A 25270-nucleotide genomic window follows, 5' to 3' on the forward strand; every position below is an offset into this window, starting at 1 on the left:
AAAACGAGAAAAATTTATGCAAAAGAACAAGAAAATATTCTAATTATATTTTAGGGGGACATATGAAAAAAATAATAACAAAAATAGTATTAGCATCAGTATTAGTAATAGGTTTATTTGGGATAGTAACTCCATTCAGTGAAAAAAGTGTACAAGCATCTGCTAGTTTTTTAGATTTAGAGCATAATATCAATACAGATGTAAATAAGATTTGGAGAGTAAAGCTAAATCAAGCAGTTGATAGTAAAATGGCTAATAAAATATGGGAATATGTGGTGGTTACAGATGGTAATGGTGTTGCTGTTAATGGAGTATCTATTAGTTATGATAAGCCTAATAATACAGTTGTAATTAATCCACCAAAAGATGGATATGCGTATAATAAAACCTATACTATAACAGTAAAGCATTCTCTTGCAAATAGTGAAGGAAAGCTTGTAGAACAGGCGGCAATAAAAGAATTCTCAACACCAATTAAGCCAGGAAGTAGTGTAAATGAATCATTAGGAGAGATAACTTATAATGATTTAAATTATACACTAGATGCATTTGTAGATAAGCAATATGCAAAGAAGCCTCCAATATATCGTTCTTTTGGATATACTGGACAAGCTGAAAAAAATGATATAAAGATGTATATGGATACAGAAAGACTTATGGTGGATGATTATGCTATATATCAATTTATGAAGCTTACCTATATAGAGGGAATAACTGCAGAAAATCTGAACTCTCTATTTGATTCTAAAGGAATATTAGCTGGAAAAGGACAAGACTTTTTAGCTGCTAGTAAATTACATGATGTTAATCCAGCATATCTAGTATCGCATGCTATATTAGAAACTAGCAATGGAAATTCACAGCTGGCAAAAGGAGTAGATTATACTACACCGGATGGAACTATAGTTAAGGTTTATAACTTTTTTGGAATAGGCGCACATGATAATGATCCAATAAACTTAGGGGCGAAGCGAGCTTATGATGAGGGCTGGTTCACTCCAACAGATGCAATAATTGGAGGGGCTAAGTGGATAGCAGAAGGCTATATACACAGCACAAATTCTAGTATAGCTGACCAAGATACGTTGTATGAAATGAAGTGGAATATTCATAATTATACTGATCCATGGCATCAGTATGCTACAGACATAGCTTGGGCATATAAACAAATAAAAAATTTGAAAAGTATATTAGATGCATGCCCTAATGCACAACTAGAATTTGAAATACCTAGATATAAATAAAGGTTGTCCAAATGGACAACCTTTATTTATTCTGATGAAATTTTATTATCATTTCGATTTACAATTACATCATAGTTGTGTTCATCTGCATACTGTGTAAATTTTGTAAAATTAAGAGGTTCCTTCTTTTTTCCTTTAGTAACATAAATGTAAATAGTTCCTCTATCATATGCGCTAAGGGTAGGTATAAGCTTTTGTTTTAGAGCGTTGTCAAACAGAACAATAAGACCATCATTAAGGTTTGTACCTTTAATAGGGGTTGATTGAACTATATCTATGGAATTTATACCTATACCATCTACTTTAACTATTTTATTTCTATTCATATCTATTTTTATATTAGTATTTAACTCTATAACAATAGATGCTCTGGAAGTAAAAAATACTACATTTATTATTATTAAGGCAGTTATACAAATTGAAATAATTATAGATAATAATTTTATAGGCTTTGAATAATCAATAAAGGTTTTCCCAGTGTAAAGCTTACCCTTAACTGGCATAGTAGAATTTCTAGTAACAGTTGCAAATTCCTTATCAGTAGTGACAATATAAACTTTTTCATCATCAAAATTCAGTACTCTTCCACTTTTATCCATATAAACCTTCCCAACTCTAATAAATTTATTATATCTTATAAGTTAATATTAAAAGAAAAATTTATACATTTCAACAATGAATCAACAAAATATAAACAACTACAAAGAAAATAACAGAATAAATTGAATATTTTAATAAATAAGCATATAATCAATATAAAAATTGAAAAATTTTCTAAAATCAACAACCATTTAAAACAAAGCCTAAATTTAAGCAGAACCCTAAGGCTTGGGAATAAAATCAATAAATTGAATATTTTAATATTTGATAGTATAATTAATATAAATTTGAATAAATTGCTAAATATAAAGGGGATAGATATATGAAAAAATTAAGATATGCACTATATTCTGCCATGGTTATTGTGTTTTTTGGAATTTTATTTTTCAATTATAAATATAATGAGAATTTATTTTCACAACCTCCATCAGAAAAATGGAGTAAAGAAGTTACTATTGGGCAATCAGAATCAATAAATAATCCAGTATTGATTAAAGAAAAGGACAGATTGTTAGTAGCCTATGATGGCGAAAAAAAACTACATATTACAGAAACTGATTTAATGGGTAAGGTTATAAAAACAAAAGATTATGATGTGGATGAAGAATTGATAAAAAAAATGGTATTTTTAGAGACTGAGAATGGATATATCTTAGCCTATAACTCAACTAAATCACAGGAAGAGTATGCGGAAGAAATATATTTAGATAAGGCTTTAAATATAGTAGATAAAAAAATAATTAAAGGAGTAAGCTTGATGGCTCAAGCCAATAGCTCATCCTTAGTAAGGAAAGTAAATGATACCATAGAATATATAGAAACCAAAGAAAATAATAGAATAACTATTCCAGAAAATAATATAAAGGAGTTAGTTGTAAGCGAGACTTCTGAAGGAATTCTAGTTTGTTACCTAAATAGTGATAAAGCCTTTAAATTTTTCACCATAAAAAATGGCGTAAGCTCTACACCTCAATTAATAGTTAATATTAAGCAGTCTGATAAGGTTCACTATAGTGGAATATCCTGCTCTAGTGATGGAAAATATGGATATATAGTATTAGAGGAATCAGTTGGAACTGAATTCACTGGAGCAAGAATGTTACAATTTAAATTAGATGGGTCATCACATGATATAAAGCCATTATATGTTGAGGGAGAAAAATATCTAGTGAAAAATGTAGGGGCTTACTCTGAAGAGGGAGCTAAATTTTATTGCACAACTAGTGTTGTCTTTGGAAAGAAATATGAGCAAAGCAACATAATATCTTATATTATAAAAGATGGAGAAGTTAAGAATAAAGAAATAGTAACAAGAGGAAGAGAATTAAGTATGTACCCTTATGGGCAAGAAGACTATTTAACTTATATTCGTTTTGTTGATGCTAATAAATATAATATCAATATCCAATCCACTAATGAGGATTTTAAGTTAGTAAACAATACCCTTAGAAGTAGTGAAAAGAAGATTTCCTTAATATATATGTTTCAGGGACTTGCAAGTAGTTTGGCATATTTATTTATAATGGGACTTCAGTGGATTATGTTTCCATTAGTAATAGCAGGGGGAATAAGCTTTTTTGATTATTCTTTATCAGAGAAGAAGAAGAAGATAGCATTTTTATCATTAGCAGTTATAACTGGTATATATAAAACCTATCAAATTATAAATATGTGCTATGGAAGTAAAGCATATCTATTACCAAGTGCTATTGCAACTGTAGGAGTAGGAATAATAATTTGTATAGCTATATCAATCTTAACTTTTGGATTGGGATATATTATCTACAAAAGAGAGTTAGAGAATGTAATGATAATAAGCTTTTCTATAGCTATAATATTAGATGCAATATTGACGTTAATGGTGTATGTGCCATATATAGTATAATAGTAATAATATGAAGTCTAATTTTAAAACTTTACCAAAACAAAGCCTACTTGTACAGTAGTGAGCTAATATAAAGTATTATTATTACAATCCATATAATATACGCTTATCATTGAGTTTCAATATGAGAGTATATTTAACTAACAAAAAAGAACTAACGAAAATTAACTTCGTTAGTTCTTCATGTTTATCTAGCTTTAGGTATTTTAAGACCATAGGACAGATGAATTGAAAAAAGATTATTAGTAAAATTTATTCTATAAAATTGGTGACAATAATCTAGAAACAGCCTCTTTAATTTTAACTAGAACAGTTCTGCTGTTATACACTTCTTTATTAAGAAGTGTACATTTAGTTAGATCTTCCTCAAAAGCAGTATCAATAGTTTTAGTAGTATTTTCATCATAAATTACTGCATTAACTTCAAAATTCAAACTAAAACTTCTAATATCTAGATTAGCAGTACCTACAGAGCATATTTTACCGTCAACGGATACCATTTTGCTATGAATGAATCCATTATTGTAGGTATAGCATTTGATTCCCGAGTCTATCAATTCCCAAATGTAAGATCTGGATGCCCAGTACACAAAAGGATGGTCTGGCTTACAAGGAATTATAATTTTAACATCAACTCCAGATAGAGCTGCTATTTTTAAAGCAGTTAAAATACTTTCGTCAGGAATAAAATAAGGCGTTTCTATATATATATTATTCTGAGCTTTATTAATAAGTTTTAAATAGGTGTTTCTTATGGAACACCATTGAGAATCAGGGCCACTAGAAATTATTTGAACACCAGTTATATCTACAATATCTCTTGTCGGGAAGTAACGGTCCTCCATAAAAAAGTCCTGCTTACTAGCAAATCTAAAATCTAATAAAAACCTTATTTCTAGAGAATCTATAGCATCACCTTGAATATATAAGTGAATATCACGCCAAAATCCAAATTTTTTAGAGAGACCTAAATATTCATCGCCAATATTTAATCCACCGATAAAGCCGTGTTCACCATCAATAACACATATTTTTCTATGATTTCTATAATTTATTCTCACATTTATATAAGGAACAAAAGGAGGAAAGAAACAATATACTTGACCACCAGCTTTTTTTAAAGTATCAAAAAATTTTTTATTTACTCTTAAGCAACCCATGCCATCATATAGAAGTTTTATCTCTATACCTTCTTTAGCTTTTTCCACTAATAGATTCAAAATTTTATTTCCTAGATCATCATTTTGAAATATATAGTATTGTATATGTATAAATTTCTTTGCATTTTTAATGCACTCTATTAGTTTTGGAAATTTTTCATCACCATTGTTTAGAACTTCAACCTTATTATTTGATGTAAAGATAAAATTATCACTACTTAGGTTTAAATTAATTACATCGTGATATTGTTGGATAAGATCATACTGATTTATAATGTTTTCCTTATTAATAAGGCGTTTTTGCTCATTTACTACATTTAATATAGAGCTTTCTTCTTCTTTCTTTAGGTAAAAAAATTTTTTGCGTCGCATATTTTGACCAAAGAATAAATAAAGTATAAATCCTAATATAGGAATAAATAGCATTACCATAAGCCACATCCAGGTACTCTGTGGATTTCTACGTTCGAAGATAATCAGTATTATGGCAAAGGCAATATTAATCATAAAAATAAAACTAATAATATTGATAAAAATAGTATAACTATCCATAAAAACCTCTCAATGATAAATATTTATATTAAAATAAGGATATTTTAATATAGTAGAAATTATATTCTAACATATATCTATAGTTTAAGTTTTAAATTTATAAATTTCAATGAAGATTTAATAATTTATCAATAGTGTTTGCAAAAAGCAACAAATTATGATATAAACCAAGTGATTAGTACGATTCTGTGGCGTTTAGCTAAAGCTCGGTGACTTTAATTGAAGGAGGATTTGCAAATAATTATGGACAAAATCATAAATAGTAAATTATTAAAAAATAGTGAGGTTAAAAGCTATTTGATGATAATGGTAGGGATATCTATTTTGGCATTGGGGATAAATGTATATTTTTCTCCTCAACAGTTGGTTACAGGTGGAATTTCAGGATTATCAATTGTTGTAGACTATACATTAGGAGTACCTTTATGGGTTACCAATTTAGTGGTAAATCTACCATTGTTTTTAATAGCAATTAAATTAAAAGGAAAGAAGTTTGGTGGTAAGTCTATTTTTTCAGCACTATATTTATCAATAGCATTATGGTATACAGGATTTATACCGCCGGTGCAATCAGATTTGCTAATTGCCAGTGTATTTGGAGGAGGATTTGTAGGTGTTGGTATAGGAATTGTTTTAAGAGCAGGTGCTACAACCGGAGGTACAGATCTATTAGCTATTATTATAAAGCATTTCTTTAATAAAATACCCATGAACATATTAATGCTATGTATAGATTCATGTATTATTTGTTTAGGATTATTCATTTTTGGTGAAGAAAAAGCTATGTATGCATTAATTTCAGTATTTATAATTTCTAAGATAATAAATAGCTTAGTGGACGGAATTAATTATTCGAAAGCTGTACATATAATATCTAATAAATCAGAAGAAATCTCAAAAGTGTTAATGATGGAAATTAATAGAGGAGTTACTGGAATAGATGGTACAGGAATGTATACTGGGGAAAATAAAAAAATATTATTTGTAGTATGTTCAAAGAATGAATTAATAATATTACAAAGGGTAGTAAGAGAAATAGATGATAAGGCATTTATAACCATATCTGATGCCAGAGAAGTTATGGGAAGAGGCTTTACAGAACCACAACAAATATAATAACTAAAGGACTATTATATTTGTAAAAGTTAGAAAATTAAAACATTTAGTGTATATTAAATTTTTTATAATAGGAAAAATAATAAAGGAAATAAAAGAAACTTATCGAAAGTATAGTTATTATTAAATTTTATGGGGGGATTGAAAGTGGAGATCAAGGTTATAAACCATAAGGATTTAGAAACTTATACTAAGTCAAAAGCTATATTCTTATTTGAAAACATTAAGGATATGGTATATTTTGATGAAAAAATAAGAGTTATTTTAAGCTCTTTAAAAGATAATAAAGAGTTTCAAGGTAAAAAAGGAGAAATATATACATTAACATCTATTGAGAATAATGAAGTAACTAAAATTATCTTAGTAGGATTAGGAGAAAAGGAAAAAAATAATTTAGAAAACATTAGGATTAATACAGCTAAATTAATTAAAGAGGTTATAAGGCAGAAGATTAAAGAATTAGATATATGCATAGAGGGCACAAGCTGCTGCAGTAATATTGAAAAGGTAAAAGCTATCACTGAAGCTACAATGATGAGTACATACAATTTTGATAAATACAAAAAAAATAAGAAAGAGACTTACATAGAGAAAATAAGAATTATATTTGGACAAGATCAAGATATAATTGCTTTAGAAGAGGGAATACAGGAAGGAATATTATTAGCAAAGGGTAATTTACTTGCTAGAGAATTAGTAAATGAGCCAGCAAACATATTAACTCCAGAAAACTTAGCTAAGAAAGTAGAAGAGGTAGGAAAATCTTCGGGCTTTGATGTTGAAATATTTGAAACAAAAGAAATAGAGAAGCTAGGAATGGAATCTTTCTTAGCTGTTAGTAAAGGTTCAAATAATTCACCTAGATTAATAGTGATGAGATATTTAGGAGATAAAGATAATAAAGAGGATATACTAGGCCTAGTAGGAAAAGGATTAACATTTGATGCAGGTGGTTATTGCTTAAAAACTGCAGGTGGAATGTGGACTATGAAGTGTGACATGGGAGGAGCTGCTGCTGTAATAGGAGCTATGGCAACTATATCAAGAATGAAATTAAAGAAAAATGTAATAGCAGTAGTTGCAGCTTGTGAAAATTTAATTTCTGGAGATGCTTATAGACCAGGTGATATTATAAACACTATGGCTGGAAAAACCATAGAGATACTGAACACAGATGCTGAAGGAAGATTGACATTAGTAGATGCAATGACATATATAATTAGAAAAGAAAATGCTAAAAAGGTAGTAGACATAGCAACATTAACAGGGGCCGTTGGTGGAGCTATAGGAAATGTAGCTAGTGGGGTTTTGAGTAATAATGATGAGTTTTACTCACAATTAGAAAAAGCTGCTAATAATGTTCATGAAAGAGTTTGGAGGTTCCCAGATTTTGATGAATATAAGGAAATGATAAAAGGAGAATATGCGGATCTTAGAAATTCTACAGCTCCATTAGGTGGAGGTGCAATTACAGCAGGACTATTCGTAGGTGATTTTGTAGAAGATAAACCGTGGATTCATATAGATATAGCCGCTATGGCTTTTAATAGTCAGAGTCCAACAAAAGAGTATTCTTCTAAAGGTGGAACAGGCTTTGGAGCAAGACTTTTATATGAGCTAGCAAAACTTAATTAGTAAGATAATATAGAGACGAGAATATAAAAATAGTAGCAACAAACTTAGTTTGTTGCTACTATTTTTATATTTTACTTGTTATAAATAACAATTTAGTGCACTTATAAGAAGAACTTATTTTATAGAATTCCTTCTTCTTTAAGAACATTTTCTATTTTATTTAATCTTTCAGTAAGTTGTAAAAAGTTCTCCTTAATTACATTTTCTGAAAGCGGATGCAGTTTAAGGTCTTCTTCTAATCTTTCAATAGTAGAAAGTGCTTCATCAATATCTTTTTGAGCTTGCTTTAAATTTTGTTCCTTCATAAAAATCTCCTTTATATTTAAATTTTAGCCTACAATAATATATTTAAAATGTTATCACTGTATATGCGTAAATTCAACTAAGTTTTAAAGGAAATTCAAATATATGATTTTGAAACATAAAGTAACCTTGAAGAGAGGTTAAAAAAGTATTTAGGCTCCTTTAATGGTTAGTAGTATTACAAAAGAAAAGTCGTTTTATTAAAATATTATTTGCAAAGCCAGCATATAAATAGAAGACAATACAAGGTCGCTGTTTAGGAAAATTTGCTGAAATTAAGGGGGATTCTCTATGATAAATGTTGTGTGGTTTTTAATTTTATTTATTGGAATAGTATTTGGAATTGCATCAGGAAATGGAGAAGTATTATCTAAGACAATAGTGTCAACCACATCCTCAACTGTAGACTTAGTAATAGGTTTAGTTGGAATTATGTGCCTGTGGTGTGGAGTTATGAAAATAGCAGAAAAGAGTGGACTTACAGATAAATTAGCTAGAACTTTGAAACCTATCCTAAAGCTAATATTTAAAGAAGCTGGGAGAGATGAAAGAGCACTAGGTGCTATAGTTATGAACCTAACTGCTAATATGTTTGGATTATCTAATGCAGCAACTCCTTTCGGAATAAAAGCAATGGAGGAAATGGATAGATTAAATAAGGACAAGGATGTAGCAAGTAATGATATGGTATTATTTTTAGTCCTTAATGCTGCATGTATACAGTTTGTACCCACCACAGTAATTTCAATAAGAGCAGCATTTAACTCTTCAAATCCAGGTGCAATAATATTACCAGCACTTTGTACTACTACATTAGCATCTATATTAGGGATTATACTTTGTAAGCTCTTACAAAAGCATTTCTAAAGGAGATGGTATTAATTATGGGAAATATATTTCAATATGCAATAAAAGCAATAATTCCACTAATAATTGGAGCTGTTATATTATATGGAATTAAATCAAAGGTGAAGGTGTATGAATGTTTTGTTGAAGGGGCTAAAGAGGGATTAGGGGTATGTGTAAGGATATTTCCATATCTATTAGCCATGTTATTGGCTATAAATTGCTTCAGAGCTTCAGGGGCTATGGATTATTTCATAAGTTTGATAAAACCTATTGTTACAATTTTTGGGATACCACCAGAAATAGTACCATTAATATTTATAAAGCCCTTATCAGGCAGTGGAGCTATTGGAGTATATACAGATATAGTAAAAAATTACGGTGCAGACTCATTTTTAGGTATTTTGTCTTCAATTGTCATGGGTTCAACAGAGACTATATTTTATACTCTGACTGTTTATTTTGGAGCGGTAGGAATAAAAAAAATTAGACATAGCTTATGGGTAGCATTAATAGTAGATTTATGTGCAGTATTAATAGCAGTAAACTTAACAGTGATAATATTTAAATAGGAAAGTGTGCTTTAGCACACTTCCTTACAATTTATAATCACCAATCTCGAAGTAAACTCTTCTTCTTGTACATATATAGCAATAGAAGTCCATCTATTGTCCATTGAACTACACAAATTATCCAAAATACAGTTATAGATGATTTTAATATGTATATAAAGTAGAATACTAGAGGGAGTCTGACAAACCATGAGGTTATGAAAGCTATAGTAAATGGAGTTTTAGTATCTCCGTGTCCTTTAAATATACCACTAGTAATCATTGATAAACCAATCATAGGTTGTTCTAAAGCAGCTATCATTAGACAATAAGAACCAAGCTTTATAACCTCTGTATCTTTGCTATTAATAAATAAACTTATAAGTTGAGAAGGAAAAAGTAAAAATAAGATAGAAAATATGCTCATAACTCCAATACCTAGTATTGTAGAAGTTCTACCATATTCTTTAGCTTTTTTATAATTCTTTTCTCCAACTTTATTTCCAACTAAACTTGTAGCAGCTACAGCAAATCCCCATCCAGGCATAAAAGATATATTCTCTAAAGTTAAAGTGATTTGATTAGCAGCAAAAGCTATAGTACCTAAGTGCATAATCATCATACTTGTAAAAAGCCTAGCCAGGCTATAAGCAGCTTCTTGCATACCAGCAGGAATTGAAAGAGTAAGGAGTTTTTTTATTCTCTTAAGATTAAATTTGGACATATACTTAAATTTGATCTTAATAACGGATTTTTTACATGTATAAATATAGGCATAGATAAAACCGCCTATATTGGCTAAGGTAGTGGCAATAGCAGCTCCCTCTACACCAAGCTCAGGAAATCCTAGGTATCCAAAGATTAATATAATGTCTAAGGAAAGATTAATAACTAGCATTACAAATGAAACTATCATAGGAGTTTTAGTATTTCCATAAGAACGCTGAATAGCAGCTAACATACTAGTTAACATATTAAAAGGTAGTCCTATACATATTATGTTTATGTATGTAGTACCAAGGCCTATAATACTTGAACTGGCACCAGCTAACACTAATAACTTTTTACTGAATATGAATATAAATAATGTAGTTATTATACTTATTAATCCACCAATTGAAAATCCAATAGTAGCATATTCATTAGCGGCATCTAGTTCTTTAGCTCCATATTTTCTTGCTACAATTGAAGTTATGCCGATAGAAACACTTTGAGCAATAAGAATATTAGTAAAGGTATAAATAATTTCACAGGAAATACCTACAGCACTAACGGTCACGTCACCACCATATTGACCTATAAGCATAGTGTCAGTAGTCCATATCATAGTGTATAAAAGCATTTCAAGTACAGCGGGTAGTGACAATCTAAGGACATCTTTAATTGTATCCTTTTTAAGTCCCATCTTTTCTCTTACGAATTCCATAAAAGACCTCCATTTTACATATAATAATAATTATACAATATAGTTGAAACTAAGTCATATGTTTTAGTGAAAGACAACCGAAGGCTATTTTTCACTATTGACATATATTATTTTTAACATTATGATTAAATTAATATTGAATAATTAATGCTATGAAGAGAAGAGTACTGAAATGAGTTTTCGAAAGAGAGCTGGATAAGGTGAAAACCAGCGAAAATTAACTTCAGGAACATGGCCTCTGAGCAGATTTTCTGAAAGCTACTGCTTAGGGAAATAGGGATAGTCACCCATAAAAGACAGAGTAATGTGAAACTTATATTTAAAATTGGTATGAAGTTACTTAATAAGGTGTTTACTGTAAGGTAAATGCAAAATAGAGTGGTACCACGTGTATAATACGTCTCTATATGGATAAATATTCATATAGAGACTTTTTTATATTTAAATGTAAGTATGGAAATTCTAAGAGAGTTTTATCATTTACTAGGGAGCAAAGCGCACACTTATCTACAACCGAAAGTTGCAATTCACTAATTAATACATAATTAGTGAGAATTTATCATTGGAATAGAGGAGGAAAAACAATGAGTAAAAAACCATTTTATATTACTACACCAATATATTATCCATCTGCAAACCTACATATAGGAAATACATATACAACAGTAGCAGCAGATGCATTAGCTAGATTTAAGAGATTTACAGGACATGATGTAATGTTCTTAACAGGAACTGATGAACATGGTCAAAAGCTTCAAAGAATAGCAGAAGAAAAAGGTGTTACACCTATAGAGTATATAGATGAAATTGTTGCTGGGATAAAGGATCTTTGGAGTATGATGGATATAAGTTATGATAAATTCATTAGAACTACAGAGGATTATCATAAAAATGCAGTTCAAAAAATATTTAAACAACTATATGACCAAGGAGATATATATAAGAGCTCCTATGAAGGATGGTATTGTACTCCATGTGAATCTTTCTGGACAGAAACTCAAGCCGTGGATGGAAAATGTCCTGACTGTGGAAGGCCAGTAGAAAAAGCAAAGGAAGAAGCTTATTTCTTTAAAATGTCTAAATATGCAGACAGACTTTTAGAGCATATTGAAACTCATCCAGAATTTATTCAACCAGAGTCAAGAAAAAATGAGATGGTTAATAATTTCTTAAAACCTGGACTTCAGGATTTATGTGTATCAAGAACATCCTTTAATTGGGGAGTACCTGTAGAGTTTGACCCAGGTCATGTAATTTATGTTTGGATAGATGCACTATCAAACTATATTACGGCTCTAGGGTATAATAGTGAAGATACAGAGCTTTATAAGAAATATTGGCCGGCAGATGTGCATCTAATAGGAAAGGATATCTTAAGATTTCATACTATTTATTGGCCAATAATGTTAATGGCATTAGGAGTAGAACTTCCAAAACAAGTATTTGGTCATGGATGGCTTTTAGTTGATGGAGGAAAGATGTCTAAATCTAAAGGTAATGTAGTTGACCCAGTGATACTTGTAAATCACTTTGGAGTAGATGCGGTAAGATATTATTTATTGCATGAAATACCTTTTGGTTCAGATGGATTATTCAATAATGAGATATTCATAAAGAAAACTAACTCAGATTTAGCTAACGACCTAGGAAATCTAGTTTCAAGAACAGTTACTATGGTTGAGAAATACTTTGATGGAGTTATACCTGCACCAGAGGTTAAAGAAGCAGTGGATGATGAATTAATATCATTAGCTCTTGTTACACCTAAAAAAGTAAACGAAGAAATTGAAAAACTTAAAATATGTGATGCATTAGATCATGTTTGGGCATTAATAAGAAGAACCAATAAATATATAGATGAAACTACACCTTGGATTCTAGGTAAAGATGAAAGTAAGAAGGGAAGACTTGCCACAGTTCTATATAATCTTTGTGAGAGCTTAAGAATAATATCTTCACTAGTTACTCCATTCCTACCAACTACAGGAGAGAAAATAAATGCTCAATTAAGAGCAGAAAACACTACTTGGGAGAGCTTAGTGAGCTTTGATGGAACAAAACCAGGAACTAAAGTAAATAAAGGTGGAGTTATTTTCCCAAGAATAGATGTGGAAGCTAAAATAAAAGAGCTTGAAGAATTAGTAGAAGCTCAAAGAAAAGCTAACGAGAAAAAAGAAATTACTCCTATTAAAGAAGAAATAACTATAGATGATTTTGAGAAAATTGATCTAAGAGTAGTTAAAGTGCTAGAATGTGAGCCAGTTAAAAAAGCTAATAAACTTTTAAAATTTAAAGTTGATTTAGGTGGAGAGGTTCGTCAAATAATTTCAGGAATAGCAATGCACTACAAACCAGAAGAGTTAGTAGGGAAAAATGTCGTTATAGTGGCTAATTTAAAGCCAGTAACACTAAGAGGAGAAATATCACAAGGTATGATTCTCTCAGCAGCTACTGATGATGACTCAAAGCTTTGTGTTGTAAATCCAGGAGATATTGATTCAGGAAGTATTGTTAGATAAAATCTAATTCAATTCATTCATGTAAGTTACAATAAACTTAGGCGTTGTATAATAGTGGTCAGAGAAATTCTTCTCTGACCACTATCTTCTTTTAAAATATATCTAAGCCTGATGTTTTAATTGTGAATTTATGTACTAAAAGTAAATTTATTTGAACAATTATTTATACTAGAAGGAATCTTATTAGGAAAAATAGAATGTATAAAATATAGATATTTTAAGATATATAAGCTTATTAGAAGGATAAACTTATTACAATGAAATACTTTTAAAATTTTTATAGGATAAAGGAGGGAATTTTATGTCAAAAGATTTTTATACTGCCATGGAACAGCGTAGAAGTATCTATGGAATTTGTAAAGAAGCAACTATTTCAAATGAAAGAATCAATGAACTTGTTAAGCATGCGGTGAAGCATGCACCATCAGCATTTAACAGTCAAAGTGGAAGGGCTGTGGTTCTATTAGGCGAAAACCATAATAAATTATGGGATATAGTAATGGATACATTAAGAAAAATAGTTCCAGATAATAAATTTGGGGCTACTGAGGAAAAAATCAACTCTTTCCGTGATGGATATGGAACAGTTCTATTTTTTGATGATACTAGTGTAACTGGATACTATGGAGATAAGTTCCCACTGTATAAAGAGAATTTCACTATTTGGGCTCAACATTCAAGTGGAATGTTACAATATGCTGTATGGAATTTGTTAGAGATAGAAGGAATGGGAGCATCTTTACAGCACTATAATCCTGTTATAGATGATGAGGTAAAGAAGCAATGGAATATACCACAGGAGTGGCAACTAATTTCACAAATGCCATTTGGAAAACCAACAGCAGGTGCTGGTGAAAAACAATTTCTACCTATAGAAGACAGGATTAAAATATTTGAATAAATATAAATAAAGGGCTTCGCAATAATATATAGCTCTAAAATCAATAATCGTTTAAAACAAAGTTTAAATAAAGAATAATAGCCTGACTAGATTAATATGGTTAGGTTATTGTTTTATGAATTAAAGATCTAAATAGATATTCTAAATAGGAGTGAAGTTAAGCATTACTATTTACTATAGCAAATATATATGTAAAATGTTGAAGAAATATTTTAGTAAGAGTATAATAAGGAATGTAGTTATGGCTCCTTGGTCAAGAGGTTAAGACACCACCCTCTCACGGTGGTAACAGGGGTTCGATTCCCCTAGGAGTCACCATCAAATTAAAACAGAAAATCATATGTGAAGTTTAAATTCACATATGATTTTTTTATATATAAGTTGTAGTTAAGTTTCTACATTATACAAATAGGCTTAAATATAAAATTAGATTAATTAGAACTTCATATTATTCCTGTTCAACCGTTTCGAAACCTTGATTTACTAAGTCTCTATTCAAGTAAAAAGCTAAAAGACAACAACTCGCTTCACTCGAACAAGTTGTCTTTCTTAACGCTTTTTACTTTCATAGAAACTAAGTAAATCTAAGATTCCTGCAAATGGTATTCACGGGAATAATATGAAGTTCAATTTAAATAGTTTATAAAATAAAAGCCTATTTACATTATGTAGTTTCATTATTGAAATCTATATATCGTAAACTGGAGCATTCATTCAAATCCTCATAAGGTTTATATATAAATACATTTTTATGTTTATACAAATAAATCTATAAATTCTAAAGTTTAGTATCTATGATTTATGAGACTTTTACCTTCTTTAAAAACATGTATCCACTAAAGGTAAATATTAATATGCCTAAAACGAAAGTATAAGTATATGAAAGTGAAAAATTAAAGTTTATATAGGTTAGAATATAAAAAATAAAGTTATTAACAAAGTGTGCAAAAATACATAACACTAAAGAATTAGTTTTATAATATATAATACCAAAAAATAAACCGAAAATACCAGCATTGACAAATTGATGAATATTTCCATGGATTAATCCAAATATGATTGCAGATATTATAATTGCTTTCTTATAATTATATCTGTTTAAAAAACCTTCAAGTAAAATACCTCTATACAATAATTCTTCAAATATAGGAGCTAATATACATATATTAATAAAAGTCAGCATTGGGTGCTTGTACAAGCTAACAAAGAATTCTTCTCTATGCTTACTTTGAGGTATAAGGTCTAATAATAAGCCTAAAGATGTATCAAACCATAAATAATAACCTATGACTATAAATATAATTGAGATAAATAGTGGATAATTAAGTTTATGTATGTATTTTATTTTAAAAGTAGGATGGTCACTTCTAATATACCTTAAAATTATCCATATCATAAATAAGTTACTCAGTATTTTTCCAATTAGCACTAAAATATTTTCAATTACAAAATTACTTTGAGAAGTTGCTATTAAATAAGTAGGAGCATATAAAAGTAGATATGCAATGTCTCCAAATATAACATATAATACACCTTTACCTAAGCTTAGTTTAAAATGATTATCTATTAAATTATTTTTCATAATCAACCTTCCTTTATTGCTACATAGCTAAATTCCTAAAAATAATAGCATTTCAAGTATTCAAGCTTATACTTTTGTTTAAGCAACTTTATTGGTCCTCTTAAGAATTTTAAACTTTTTACAACATACAATTTTAGCACTTTTAACATTTTTTAAAAAAATATATCCACTAAATATAAATATTAGCAATCCTAAAATAAGTATATAAGGTGATGGAGTTAAAGTGTAATTAAGTAATTCAAATGGAATATATACCCAAAGATTATTAAAAAAATGAGCCGAAATACATAACATTAAAGAATTACTTTTATAATATATAATACCGAAAAATAATCCCATAATAGCAGCATTAACAAATTGGTGAATATTACCATGAATTATTCCGAAAATAACAGATGATATTAATATTGATTTCATAGGGCTATATTTATTTAAAAACCCTTCTAATAATATACCTCTATAGAGTATTTCTTCAAATATAGGGGCTAATACACATATGGAAACAAATCCTACAATAGGTATACTAAGGAGATTATCAAAGGCTTCTTCTATAGTTTTATTAATAGGTATATTATCTAGTAATATGGCTAAAGAATTACTAAAAAATAAACGATATCATATCATTAAAAATAGAATTGCAAAAACCAATGAGTAATTGAATTTACTTATATATTTTATGTTGAACTGTGGATAATCACTTCTTATATATCTTAAAATCAACCATACCATAAAAATATTGCCTAAAACTTCGCCAGAACATAAAAAGATGGATTTTATTATTATATTACTTTGAAAATATCCTATTAAATAAAAAGGAGCATAGATTAATGAGTATGATATACGACTTAAAATAAGAAGCCATATAGTCTTGCCTAAACTTAGTTTAAAATCATCTTCTATTAATTTGTTTTCCATGATGCACCTTCCTTTACGAATATAAATATTAATTCAACCATTGTTGTACATCTCCTTTTATTTACTAAATCCAAAATTGCAAATAGCTACTTGATATTACAAATTATAACATAAAAAATCTTTATTTTAGAGTGTAAGAATATTGGGTATATTAATAGATAATGCTATTGAGGCGTCAATTTTAACAGAAGACAAAAAGCCTAATATAATAGTAATAAAGAGTGAAGAATATATTTTATTAAATATAGAAATTGAAAACAACTTATTTAGACAAGAGTTAGTAATATATAACCAAGAGCATAAAGCAGTATAAAAATTAAAATTTTTATACTGCTTTTAATAAATATAGAAAGTATTATATTTAACCCTAAAATAATTCAGGTTTTCTATTTTTAAAGTACACAGGTTTTATCCCACATTTATCACATAAATAAAATGCTTTATCAAAATTTGTATAAATAGCAGAAGCACCGTGGGCATCGGAGCCTATAGTAATATGTTTTCCTCCAAGCTCTCTGTATCTAGTATATATATCTATTAAATTTTTAAAGGCTATGTCGTTAGTAAGTCGTCTTGTATTTAATTCTAATACTATATCTCTATCTAGACAGTGCTTTATAACTTCATCTATATGGTCAGAAAATTCTGTGTAGTACATCTCCTTATCTTCAAAGGGGTTATATCTACATATGAAGTCTATATGACCTAATGTGTTTATATAGGGGTGAGCTTTTACAGAATCAATTATTTCCGTAAAATATTCCTCATACACAAATCTTTTTCCCTTATTTTCATAGGTTTTTTGATCATATAAGTCACTGTTGCTTATAGTATGTTGAGAACCTATAATTTGATCAAAGGAATTGTTAATTATAATCTCTTGATTTTTATCAGCATAATTACAGTCAAGGCCTAATTCAATACCAAGAAGAAGGTTATCTCCTCTATATTTATTATATTCTTTAAAAAATTCATCAGTATCAAATACAAAGCCGATCTCTGGAGGACAGTTTAAATCCATATGGTCAGTAATAACTAATCCTATACCATATTCTTTAGCTTTTTTAAGACCATCTTCTATTGGCATATTGCAGTCTGTAGAAAATTTAGTATGTAAATGACAATCAAATATCATAAATTTCACCTCTTTTTTTAATTTAGAATTTAAAATGTAGATTATAATGAAGGTAAAACTCCTTCTAATTTTTAATCATTTTCTACTTTATATTCTCAAATACATCTTAAATTTTACTATTTCGCCTTTAAATTGTAAATGTTATTGAAATAAAACAATTTGAGTTCTATAATTTATAATTATCAAGATTCAATAGTAAGCTTAAATTTAATTAAATATGGACAAATTATAATTGGAGAGTATTTCTTAATTTAATAAAAAGGGAGGTATGAAAATGAAATACATAATAGCTAGCTTTACAGGAGCTATAATAGGTTATTTTACCAATTGGGTAGCAATAAAGATGTTATTTAGACCTTATACTGAGAAAAAAATATTAGGAATGAAGGTTCCATTTACGCCAGGACTTATTCCAAAGGAAAGAGGAAGAATTGCAAAAAGCGTTGGGGACACTGTGTCAAATCATTTATTAACAGAGGAGGCGTTGATAGAGAATATTAATAATAGCAATGTAACAGACCCCATGAAAAAGTGGGTAGAAAAGAATTTAACTGAGATTATTGAAAGAGAAAATTCATTAAAGATAGAGTTACAGGGTTTATTAGGAGAAGATTATGATGCTTTAATCAAACATGGTAATGAAGCATTAGTGGAACTAATTTGTAGAGAGATAAAAAAGCCTAAATTTTCAGAGGCAATAGTTGAAATAGTATGTAGCAAAGCAAAAGAGCTATTGAAACAAAATCCTAAATATGTATTAAATGAAAAATTTGGGATAGAATTGAAGGAAATACTAAGGGATAATCTAGACAAATGCGTGCAGTCACAACAGTTTAGAGAGAGTTTAAAGGATGTTATACATAATAAGCTTAATATTTTAAGTGATAAAAATATTAAGTTAAATGAAGTTCTAACAGAGGAAATAATTGCTAATTTAAAAGTTATGATTTTCAATAATAGATATGAGATAGCAAACTATTTAGAATCTTTATTAGAAGAAGAAAAATACCAAATTAAGATTAAAAAATTAATAGATGACATAATATCCACTAAATTAAATCCTATGGTAGCTATGTTTATGAATTCATCTAATATTTTTGATAAACTTAGTGAAGGTATAAAAGATATGTTAAAGGAAGAAAAAAAGATAGTAGATATAGTATTATTTATAAATGAAACATTAGATAAATTCATGAATATATCTGTGAAGGAAATATTAAACACTATGCCTAAAGAAGGCATAAATTCAATGGAAGATAAGATATGTGGAATTATACTAGACAATATGAATAGAGAAAATTTATTATCATTATCCACACTAATTGAAGGAAAAATATATAGCTATAATTCCATAGAAGAGATTATTAAGGAATTTAATATAGACAGTAGCAAATTTAAGGATTATTTAGAAAATGCCATAGATATAATGTTAAGCTCATCGCAAACTAAAGTTTGGATAGAAGATATAAGTAATTCTGTAATTGGGAATATAGAAACTTTAAAACTAAAAAATATATTGGGAAATAGAGTTATTGATTTACCAGTTAAAGCGTCAGAAGTAGTGATAAAAATATATAATAATTTTATTGAAGCTAATGGAGTTGCTTTGCTTAGAAAACTTAACATAGCACAAATTGTTGAAGACAATATTAATAAATTTGATGTGGAATATGGTGAAAAGATAATTTTAGATATTGCTAAAAAGGAGTTAAGTGCAATAACTTGGCTTGGAGGTCTCTTAGGAGGATTAATTGGAATATTATCACCAATACTAGCAAGTTTGTATTAAAGTAACTATACTTTAATTAAAAACAATGAAGTTAAACTAATTACAGGCATAGCTAATGATAAGGATATCAAAGCTATATGAAGAAACTATAGCTTTGATGTAACTTTGTACCGCTGAAAGGAGTAAAAAAATGATTTTTGATTCACATGCTCATTACGATGATAGTAGATTTAAAAAAGATAGAGATAAGGTGTTCAGTGAAATAAAGGAAAATGGAGTTATAGGGGTTATTAACTGTGGTTCTGATTTAAATGGTCTAGAGGAATCTGTTAGATTTAGTGAAGAATATGATTTTGTATATGCTGCCATAGGTATACATCCAGAATGTGCAAATGAATTTAATGAACAGGTTAAAGAAAGAATAATAGAGTTGGCTAAAAAAGAAAAAGTAGTAGCTATAGGGGAAATAGGGTTAGACTATTATTGGGATGAGAATCCATCCAAAGAAATTCAAAAACAGGTATTTAGAGCACAAATGAATCTGGCAAAGGAGCTGAGATTACCTGTAGTAATTCACGATAGAGAAGCTCATAAGGATACTTTGGACATTATAAAAGAATTTCCAGAAGTAAAGGGCGTAGTTCACTGTTTCTCGGGCAGTGTAGAATTTGCGAAGGAATGTTTAAAGGAAGGTTATTACATTGGAATTACTGGTGTAATTACTTTTAATAATGCAAAAGTTATTAAAGAAGTAGCAAAGAACGTTCCAATTGATAAACTATTAGTAGAGACTGATTGTCCGTATATGGCTCCAACACCATTTAGGGGGAAAAGAAATCAATCAGACTATATTAAATATATTTTAGAAGAAATAGCTAATATAAGAAACATTAACGTAGAAGAATTAGAAAAAATTACCATAAAAAATACAAAAGACTTGTTTAACCTAAAATAATGTATTATAATAGTAAAAAACAAAAGTGAATATCATTCCATCCACCTTAATATATATATAATATTAACCTGTATAAATCCACCCAAGAAAAGACTAGTATTTAATTATTTTGGTATTATTATCCTTTATTATAGTATGCATAGTATGCATGAAATACAGTCAATTCAATGGATTGGAGTACTTAATTTGACACAAAACTGTTATTCATATATAATAACCAAGTGCTCTTGTCTGTAGGGAGGTAATCTTTATGATTAGTAATGTTAAAGATAGATTGAATAATTTCTTTTCAATCTGGCCTAAGACAGTGTTCGTTGTGACCTTGATTCTGTTGTGTTCATCGGTAACAGTGTTTGGAATGAAAAATGAGATAAAAGTAGTAGTTGATGGTGAAGCAATAGAAATAACAACATTAAGTAAAAAAGTAAACAAGATTTTTGAAAACAACGGAATAACTGTTACGGAAAAAGATAAAGTTTCCGTGGCGTTAGACAGTGTAGTTAAAGACGGAGATGTTATTTATATTAATAAGGCTATAAATGTTGATCTAAATGTTGATGGAGCAACCTTAGCTATAGCTTCTGCTGAAAATACAATAAAAGATATGTTAAATGCAGAAGGTATAGAGATATCTGCTGATGACAAAATAGTGCCACCAGTAGATACTGTATTATCAAGTGGAATGAAAATAGAAGTAACAAGAGTAAACAAGCAGGTTGTAGACCAAGTTCAACAGATAGCTTATCAAACAGAGGTAAGAAAAAATTCTGATATGACTCAAGGAAAAGAAAAAATAGTTCAGGAAGGTGTTCCTGGTGAAAAATTAATCACAACAGAAGTTGTGTATGAAAATGGTACAGAAGTAAGTAGAAGAGTTCTATCAGAGAAGATTCAAAAAGCTCCTGTGAAGAAGATAGTAGATATTGGAACATTAGGAGTAGTAAGAGCCTCACGTGGTGGAGAATTTTCATATAGTGAAAAAATAACCCTTACATCTACTGCATATACAGCAGATAGAGGGGATGCAGGTAGTCATACTGCCACAGGGACAAAATGTAGACGTGATGTAAATGGCTACAGTACAGTAGCTGTTGACCCAAGAGTTATCCCACTTGGCACAAAACTCTATATTGAAGGATATGGATTAGCCATAGCAGAGGATACAGGGGGAGCCATAAAAGGTAAGAAGATAGATGTATATCTTAATACCTATGAAGAGATGATTAATTGGGGAAGAAAACAGGTTAACGTTTATATTCTAAAATAGGAGTTCATACTCCTATTTTTTATTGCATAGAAAAAAACAATATGTGCAATCTTATAATATAGCCAAAACAATAATTAACCTCATTTATTAAATATAGTCTAATAAATTTTATGTAAAGTTTAACACATAATTAAAAATAGGGTATAATTGAAAATGTAAAATTTATAATTTAGAATTAATAGTAGAATTTCTTAACATGATTTTAAAATTCTCAATTCTAAATTTTACATTTAAATTAGAAAAGTTTAATTTATAAATAATGAATTAGAATTCTGATATATAATACAATGTAAAATGGAGGAACGGTATGATTAAAGAAGTTATCGTGGTAGAAGGAAGAGATGATATAACCGCAGTAAAGAGAGCTGTAGATGCTGAAGTAATTGCAGTAAGCGGATTTGGTATAAATGCGAAAACTATAGATAAAATAAAAGAGGCTCACAAGAGACAGGGTGTAATAGTATTAACTGATCCAGATTTTGCTGGAGAAAAAATAAGAAGAATAATATCTAAAAGAGTACCAGATGCAAAACACGCATATATAACTCAAAGTGAGGGAAGAAAAGGTGATGACATAGGTGTTGAAAATGCATCTCCAGAAACAATAATAAAAGCTCTTAATAATGCTAAGTGTGAAATAAAAGAAGCTAGGCATGAATTTGATGTGCAAGACATGTATTTTTTCAAGCTAACAGGAGATAAGGACTCAAAAAAGAGAAGAGATCTTATAGGTAAGGTACTAGGAATAGGATATTGTAATTCGAATCAATTAGTAACTAGATTAAACAATTATGGAATATCTAAGGATGAATTTATTGAGGCCTTAAAGAAAATAGAGAAGGAGATTTAAACATGGAGAAACTACATACTAAAGAGGTAGTATTTAAACATAATTTTAGATTTACTAGAAGTCTAGGACAGAATTTCATAATTGATGATTCTGTGATAGATGATATAGTAGACGGTGCAGATATACAGAAAGATGATTATGTAATAGAGATTGGGCCAGGAGTAGGAACTTTAACCAAAGAGCTTTTAGAGAGAGGTAAAATGGTTACAAGTATAGAACTTGATGAAAAACTAATACCTATTTTACAAGAAGAGTTAAAAGATTATAATAATTTTAATCTAATACATAAAGATGCATTAAAGATTAACTATCAGGAGTTAATAGGAGAAGAAAAAAGTGTTAAAATAGTAGCTAACCTTCCATACTATGTGACAACACCTATAATAGCAAACATACTAAAAGAATGTTTAAACATAAAATCTATAACTATAATGATTCAAAAAGAGGTAGCGGAAAGAATGGACGGAGAACCTGGAACAAGGGAATATGGAGCATTCTCCTTATTAGTGCAATATTATTGTGATAGCACCATAATAAGGTATGTGTCTCCACAATGTTTTATACCAGCTCCCAAAGTAGAATCTGTTATTATAAGATTAGATATACTTGAAAAGCCAAGAGTGGAAGTAGAGGATGAAAAATTATTTTTTGGAATAATAAGACAGTCTTTTAATATGAGAAGAAAAACCTTGTGGAATAGTACAAAAAATTTGGGTATAGAGAAAGTCTCCTTAGAAGCAGCTTATGATAGAGCTAACATAGATCCTAAACGTAGAGGAGAAACCTTATCCATACAAGAATTTGCAAATCTTGCTAATGAAATAAGTAAAATCAAGTAGTGCCATCAAATGATGGCATTTTTTTTCGCCTATGTTCATATATTATAATGTATAAATATAAATAGGTGGAGGGAATGCAGTTGTCAGCAAAAAGGAACTATAGTAGGTTTTTTATAATATTACAAGAAGATCAGAAGGGATTCGGGGTAGATTCTGACAAAACGCCTTCTGGATACACAAAATTGGAAACAAAGAATGGGAAGACTAAAGTATCATATTATGTTCAGAATTTAAGAAAACAAAAAGGGCCTTACCACATGATTTTGATAGTTAATGGCAATGAGAAGGGATTAATTAATTTAGGTAAATTGAACATAGATGATTCTGGAAGAGCAGATGTAATTTATGAGTATGACTCAAATAATTTAGGTGATACAAACGTGGACTCAGAAAGAGTATTAGGTGCAGCTGTTACTACAATGAATGGAGATAGAATTAATCCAGTAATTGTTGGATTTATAACTACTGAAAACTTAAGTAATTGGAAGACATATCCTGTGATTAAACAGAATAACACAGGAATAAATCAACAAATGTCACAAACACCAAGGCCAACGGCAACACCAAGGCCGACACCAAGACCAACGGCAACGCCAATGCCAATGCCGACAGCGACACCAAGACCAACGGCAACGCCAATGCCAATGCCGACAGCGACACCAAGACCAATGGCAACGCCAATGCCAACGTCAATGCCAATGGCAACGTCAATGCCGATGGCAACGTCAATGCCAATACCAACGGCATTGCCAACAGCGACACCAAGGCCAATGGCAACACCAATGCCAATGCCAACAGCGACACCAAGACCAATGGCAACACCAATGCCAATGCCAACAGCAACACCAAGACCAATGGCAACACCAATGCCAACAGTGACACCAAGATCAATGGTAACACCAGACCCAATGACGGATATGACTCAACAACAGACACAATTTCAAGGAACAATATGTGAAGAAGACATTGTTATGGAAGAATATGATATGGACAATATAAGAGGGTCAAAAGATAAAGAAAATCATTGTAAGATGGAAATGAAGGAAGAGAAAAAATGTAAGGACCATATGAAACATAATGATGACTATGAGATGGAAATGAAGGAAGAGAAGAAATGTAAGGACCATATGAAGCATGATTATGACTATGAGATGGAAATGAAGGAAGAGAAGAAATGTAAGGACCATATGAAGCATGATTATGACTATGAGATGGAAATGAAGGAAGAGAAGAAATGTAAGGACCATATGAAGCATGATT

General features: G+C 29.6%; 23 protein-coding genes, 1 tRNA gene and 1 other annotated feature. Of the genes, 17 read left to right on the top strand and 7 right to left on the bottom strand.

Annotated features, from left to right (window positions below):
• Nucleotides 1–62 precede the first annotated feature (62 nt).
• Nucleotides 63–1244 carry an N-acetylglucosaminidase gene (locus ACI48Q_RS13155; protein WP_474919574.1) on the top strand — a complete coding sequence of 394 codons (1182 nt, stop codon included), beginning with the start codon at nucleotides 63–65 and terminating at the stop codon, nucleotides 1242–1244.
• Nucleotides 1245–1270: 26 nt separating this feature from the next.
• On the opposite strand, the gene ACI48Q_RS13160 is transcribed toward ACI48Q_RS13155, so the two are convergent.
• A complete protein-coding gene (locus ACI48Q_RS13160; RefSeq protein ID WP_474919575.1) occupies nucleotides 1271–1843 on the bottom strand; it encodes a hypothetical protein in 573 nt (190 codons plus the stop codon).
• A 323-nt stretch (nucleotides 1844–2166) separates the two neighbouring features.
• Here ACI48Q_RS13160 and ACI48Q_RS13165 point away from each other — a divergent pair, with 323 nt between their 5' ends.
• Entirely contained in the window at nucleotides 2167–3729 is a 1563-nt protein-coding gene (locus ACI48Q_RS13165) for a hypothetical protein (protein ID WP_474919576.1), read from the top strand.
• 257 nt (nucleotides 3730–3986) lie between these two features.
• On the opposite strand, the gene cls is transcribed toward ACI48Q_RS13165, so the two are convergent.
• A complete protein-coding gene (gene cls, locus ACI48Q_RS13170; RefSeq protein WP_474919577.1) occupies nucleotides 3987–5441 on the bottom strand; it encodes a cardiolipin synthase in 1455 nt (484 codons plus the stop codon).
• A gap of 243 nt (nucleotides 5442–5684) precedes the next feature.
• Here cls and ACI48Q_RS13175 point away from each other — a divergent pair, with 243 nt between their 5' ends.
• Both ACI48Q_RS13175 and ACI48Q_RS13180 read left to right on the top strand, forming a co-directional pair.
• Complete coding sequence (locus ACI48Q_RS13175) at nucleotides 5685–6557, top strand: YitT family protein (protein ID WP_474919578.1); 873 nt, start codon at nucleotides 5685–5687, stop codon at nucleotides 6555–6557.
• A 147-nt stretch (nucleotides 6558–6704) separates the two neighbouring features.
• Nucleotides 6705–8192, top strand: a complete 1488-nt coding sequence (locus tag ACI48Q_RS13180) for a leucyl aminopeptidase (RefSeq protein ID WP_474919579.1) — start codon at nucleotides 6705–6707, stop codon at nucleotides 8190–8192.
• A 119-nt stretch (nucleotides 8193–8311) separates the two neighbouring features.
• On the opposite strand, the gene ACI48Q_RS13185 is transcribed toward ACI48Q_RS13180, so the two are convergent.
• A complete protein-coding gene (locus ACI48Q_RS13185; protein WP_474919580.1) occupies nucleotides 8312–8497 on the bottom strand; it encodes a hypothetical protein in 186 nt (61 codons plus the stop codon).
• A gap of 289 nt (nucleotides 8498–8786) precedes the next feature.
• Between ACI48Q_RS13185 and ACI48Q_RS13190 the strand changes: the two genes are divergently transcribed.
• Both ACI48Q_RS13190 and ACI48Q_RS13195 read left to right on the top strand, forming a co-directional pair.
• On the top strand, nucleotides 8787–9362 hold the full coding sequence (locus tag ACI48Q_RS13190) for a nucleoside recognition domain-containing protein (RefSeq protein WP_474919581.1): 576 nt from the start codon (nucleotides 8787–8789) through the stop codon (nucleotides 9360–9362).
• Nucleotides 9363–9379: 17 nt separating this feature from the next.
• Nucleotides 9380–9913, top strand: a complete 534-nt coding sequence (locus ACI48Q_RS13195; RefSeq protein WP_474919582.1) for a spore maturation protein — start codon at nucleotides 9380–9382, stop codon at nucleotides 9911–9913.
• 37 nt (nucleotides 9914–9950) lie between these two features.
• Here ACI48Q_RS13195 and ACI48Q_RS13200 read toward each other — a convergent pair whose 3' ends face one another.
• On the bottom strand, nucleotides 9951–11297 hold the full coding sequence (locus ACI48Q_RS13200) for an MATE family efflux transporter (RefSeq protein WP_474919596.1): 1347 nt from the start codon (nucleotides 11295–11297) through the stop codon (nucleotides 9951–9953).
• A gap of 164 nt (nucleotides 11298–11461) precedes the next feature.
• Nucleotides 11462–11726 (top strand) — a binding site (T-box leader).
• Between the two features lie 176 nt (nucleotides 11727–11902).
• On the opposite strand from ACI48Q_RS13200, the gene metG reads away from it, so the two are divergent.
• The 3 genes from metG to ACI48Q_RS13215 all read left to right on the top strand — a co-directional run bounded on the left by metG (nucleotide 11903) and on the right by ACI48Q_RS13215 (nucleotide 15056).
• Complete coding sequence (gene metG / locus ACI48Q_RS13205) at nucleotides 11903–13837, top strand: methionine--tRNA ligase (RefSeq protein ID WP_474919583.1); 1935 nt, start codon at nucleotides 11903–11905, stop codon at nucleotides 13835–13837.
• A gap of 301 nt (nucleotides 13838–14138) precedes the next feature.
• A complete protein-coding gene (locus ACI48Q_RS13210; protein WP_474919584.1) occupies nucleotides 14139–14738 on the top strand; it encodes a nitroreductase family protein in 600 nt (199 codons plus the stop codon).
• Nucleotides 14739–14981: 243 nt separating this feature from the next.
• Nucleotides 14982–15056, top strand: a tRNA-Glu gene (locus ACI48Q_RS13215).
• A 481-nt stretch (nucleotides 15057–15537) separates the two neighbouring features.
• Here the strand turns inward: ACI48Q_RS13215 and ACI48Q_RS13220 are convergent.
• Together ACI48Q_RS13220 and ACI48Q_RS13225 are read right to left on the bottom strand one after the other, a co-directional pair.
• The gene (locus ACI48Q_RS13220) at nucleotides 15538–16320 is read right to left on the bottom strand and encodes a lysostaphin resistance A-like protein (RefSeq protein WP_474919585.1); all 783 of its coding nucleotides are present in this window, start codon (nucleotides 16318–16320) and stop codon (nucleotides 15538–15540) included.
• A gap of 78 nt (nucleotides 16321–16398) precedes the next feature.
• Nucleotides 16399–16890 carry a lysostaphin resistance A-like protein gene (locus ACI48Q_RS13225; protein WP_474919597.1) on the bottom strand — a complete coding sequence of 164 codons (492 nt, stop codon included), beginning with the start codon at nucleotides 16888–16890 and terminating at the stop codon, nucleotides 16399–16401.
• Here ACI48Q_RS13225 and ACI48Q_RS13230 point away from each other — a divergent pair.
• Both ACI48Q_RS13230 and ACI48Q_RS13235 read left to right on the top strand, forming a co-directional pair.
• Nucleotides 16817–16975 (top strand): hypothetical protein, encoded by a 159-nt coding sequence (locus ACI48Q_RS13230; protein ID WP_474919586.1) that lies wholly within the window; start codon nucleotides 16817–16819, stop codon nucleotides 16973–16975. The genes ACI48Q_RS13225 and ACI48Q_RS13230 overlap by 74 nt on opposite strands.
• 402 nt (nucleotides 16976–17377) lie before the next feature.
• Nucleotides 17378–17548, top strand: a complete 171-nt coding sequence (locus ACI48Q_RS13235) for a GHKL domain-containing protein (RefSeq protein ID WP_474919587.1) — start codon at nucleotides 17378–17380, stop codon at nucleotides 17546–17548.
• Nucleotides 17549–17602: 54 nt separating this feature from the next.
• Here the strand turns inward: ACI48Q_RS13235 and ACI48Q_RS13240 are convergent, their stop codons facing one another.
• The gene (locus tag ACI48Q_RS13240) at nucleotides 17603–18370 is read right to left on the bottom strand and encodes a histidinol phosphate phosphatase (protein ID WP_474919588.1); all 768 of its coding nucleotides are present in this window, start codon (nucleotides 18368–18370) and stop codon (nucleotides 17603–17605) included.
• A gap of 274 nt (nucleotides 18371–18644) precedes the next feature.
• Between ACI48Q_RS13240 and ACI48Q_RS13245 the strand changes: the two genes are divergently transcribed.
• The 6 genes from ACI48Q_RS13245 to ACI48Q_RS13270 form a co-directional block, all read left to right on the top strand.
• Nucleotides 18645–20159, top strand: a complete 1515-nt coding sequence (locus ACI48Q_RS13245) for a DUF445 family protein (protein ID WP_474919589.1) — start codon at nucleotides 18645–18647, stop codon at nucleotides 20157–20159.
• Nucleotides 20160–20289: 130 nt separating this feature from the next.
• A complete protein-coding gene (locus ACI48Q_RS13250; RefSeq protein ID WP_474919590.1) occupies nucleotides 20290–21054 on the top strand; it encodes a TatD family hydrolase in 765 nt (254 codons plus the stop codon).
• Nucleotides 21055–21304: 250 nt separating this feature from the next.
• Nucleotides 21305–22321, top strand: coding sequence for a 3D domain-containing protein (locus ACI48Q_RS13255; protein ID WP_474919591.1), 1017 nt, complete (start codon nucleotides 21305–21307; stop codon nucleotides 22319–22321).
• A gap of 307 nt (nucleotides 22322–22628) precedes the next feature.
• Nucleotides 22629–23171, top strand: a complete 543-nt coding sequence (gene rnmV, locus ACI48Q_RS13260; RefSeq protein ID WP_474919592.1) for a ribonuclease M5 — start codon at nucleotides 22629–22631, stop codon at nucleotides 23169–23171.
• 2 nt (nucleotides 23172–23173) lie between these two features.
• Nucleotides 23174–24010 (top strand): 16S rRNA (adenine(1518)-N(6)/adenine(1519)-N(6))-dimethyltransferase RsmA, encoded by an 837-nt coding sequence (gene rsmA / locus ACI48Q_RS13265; protein WP_474919593.1) that lies wholly within the window; start codon nucleotides 23174–23176, stop codon nucleotides 24008–24010.
• An 80-nt stretch (nucleotides 24011–24090) separates the two neighbouring features.
• On the top strand, nucleotides 24091–25270 hold a 1180-nt coding region (locus tag ACI48Q_RS13270), incomplete at its 3' end, for a DUF7922 domain-containing protein (protein ID WP_474919594.1).

The organism is Clostridium sp. LXY-7, from assembly GCF_056172015.1.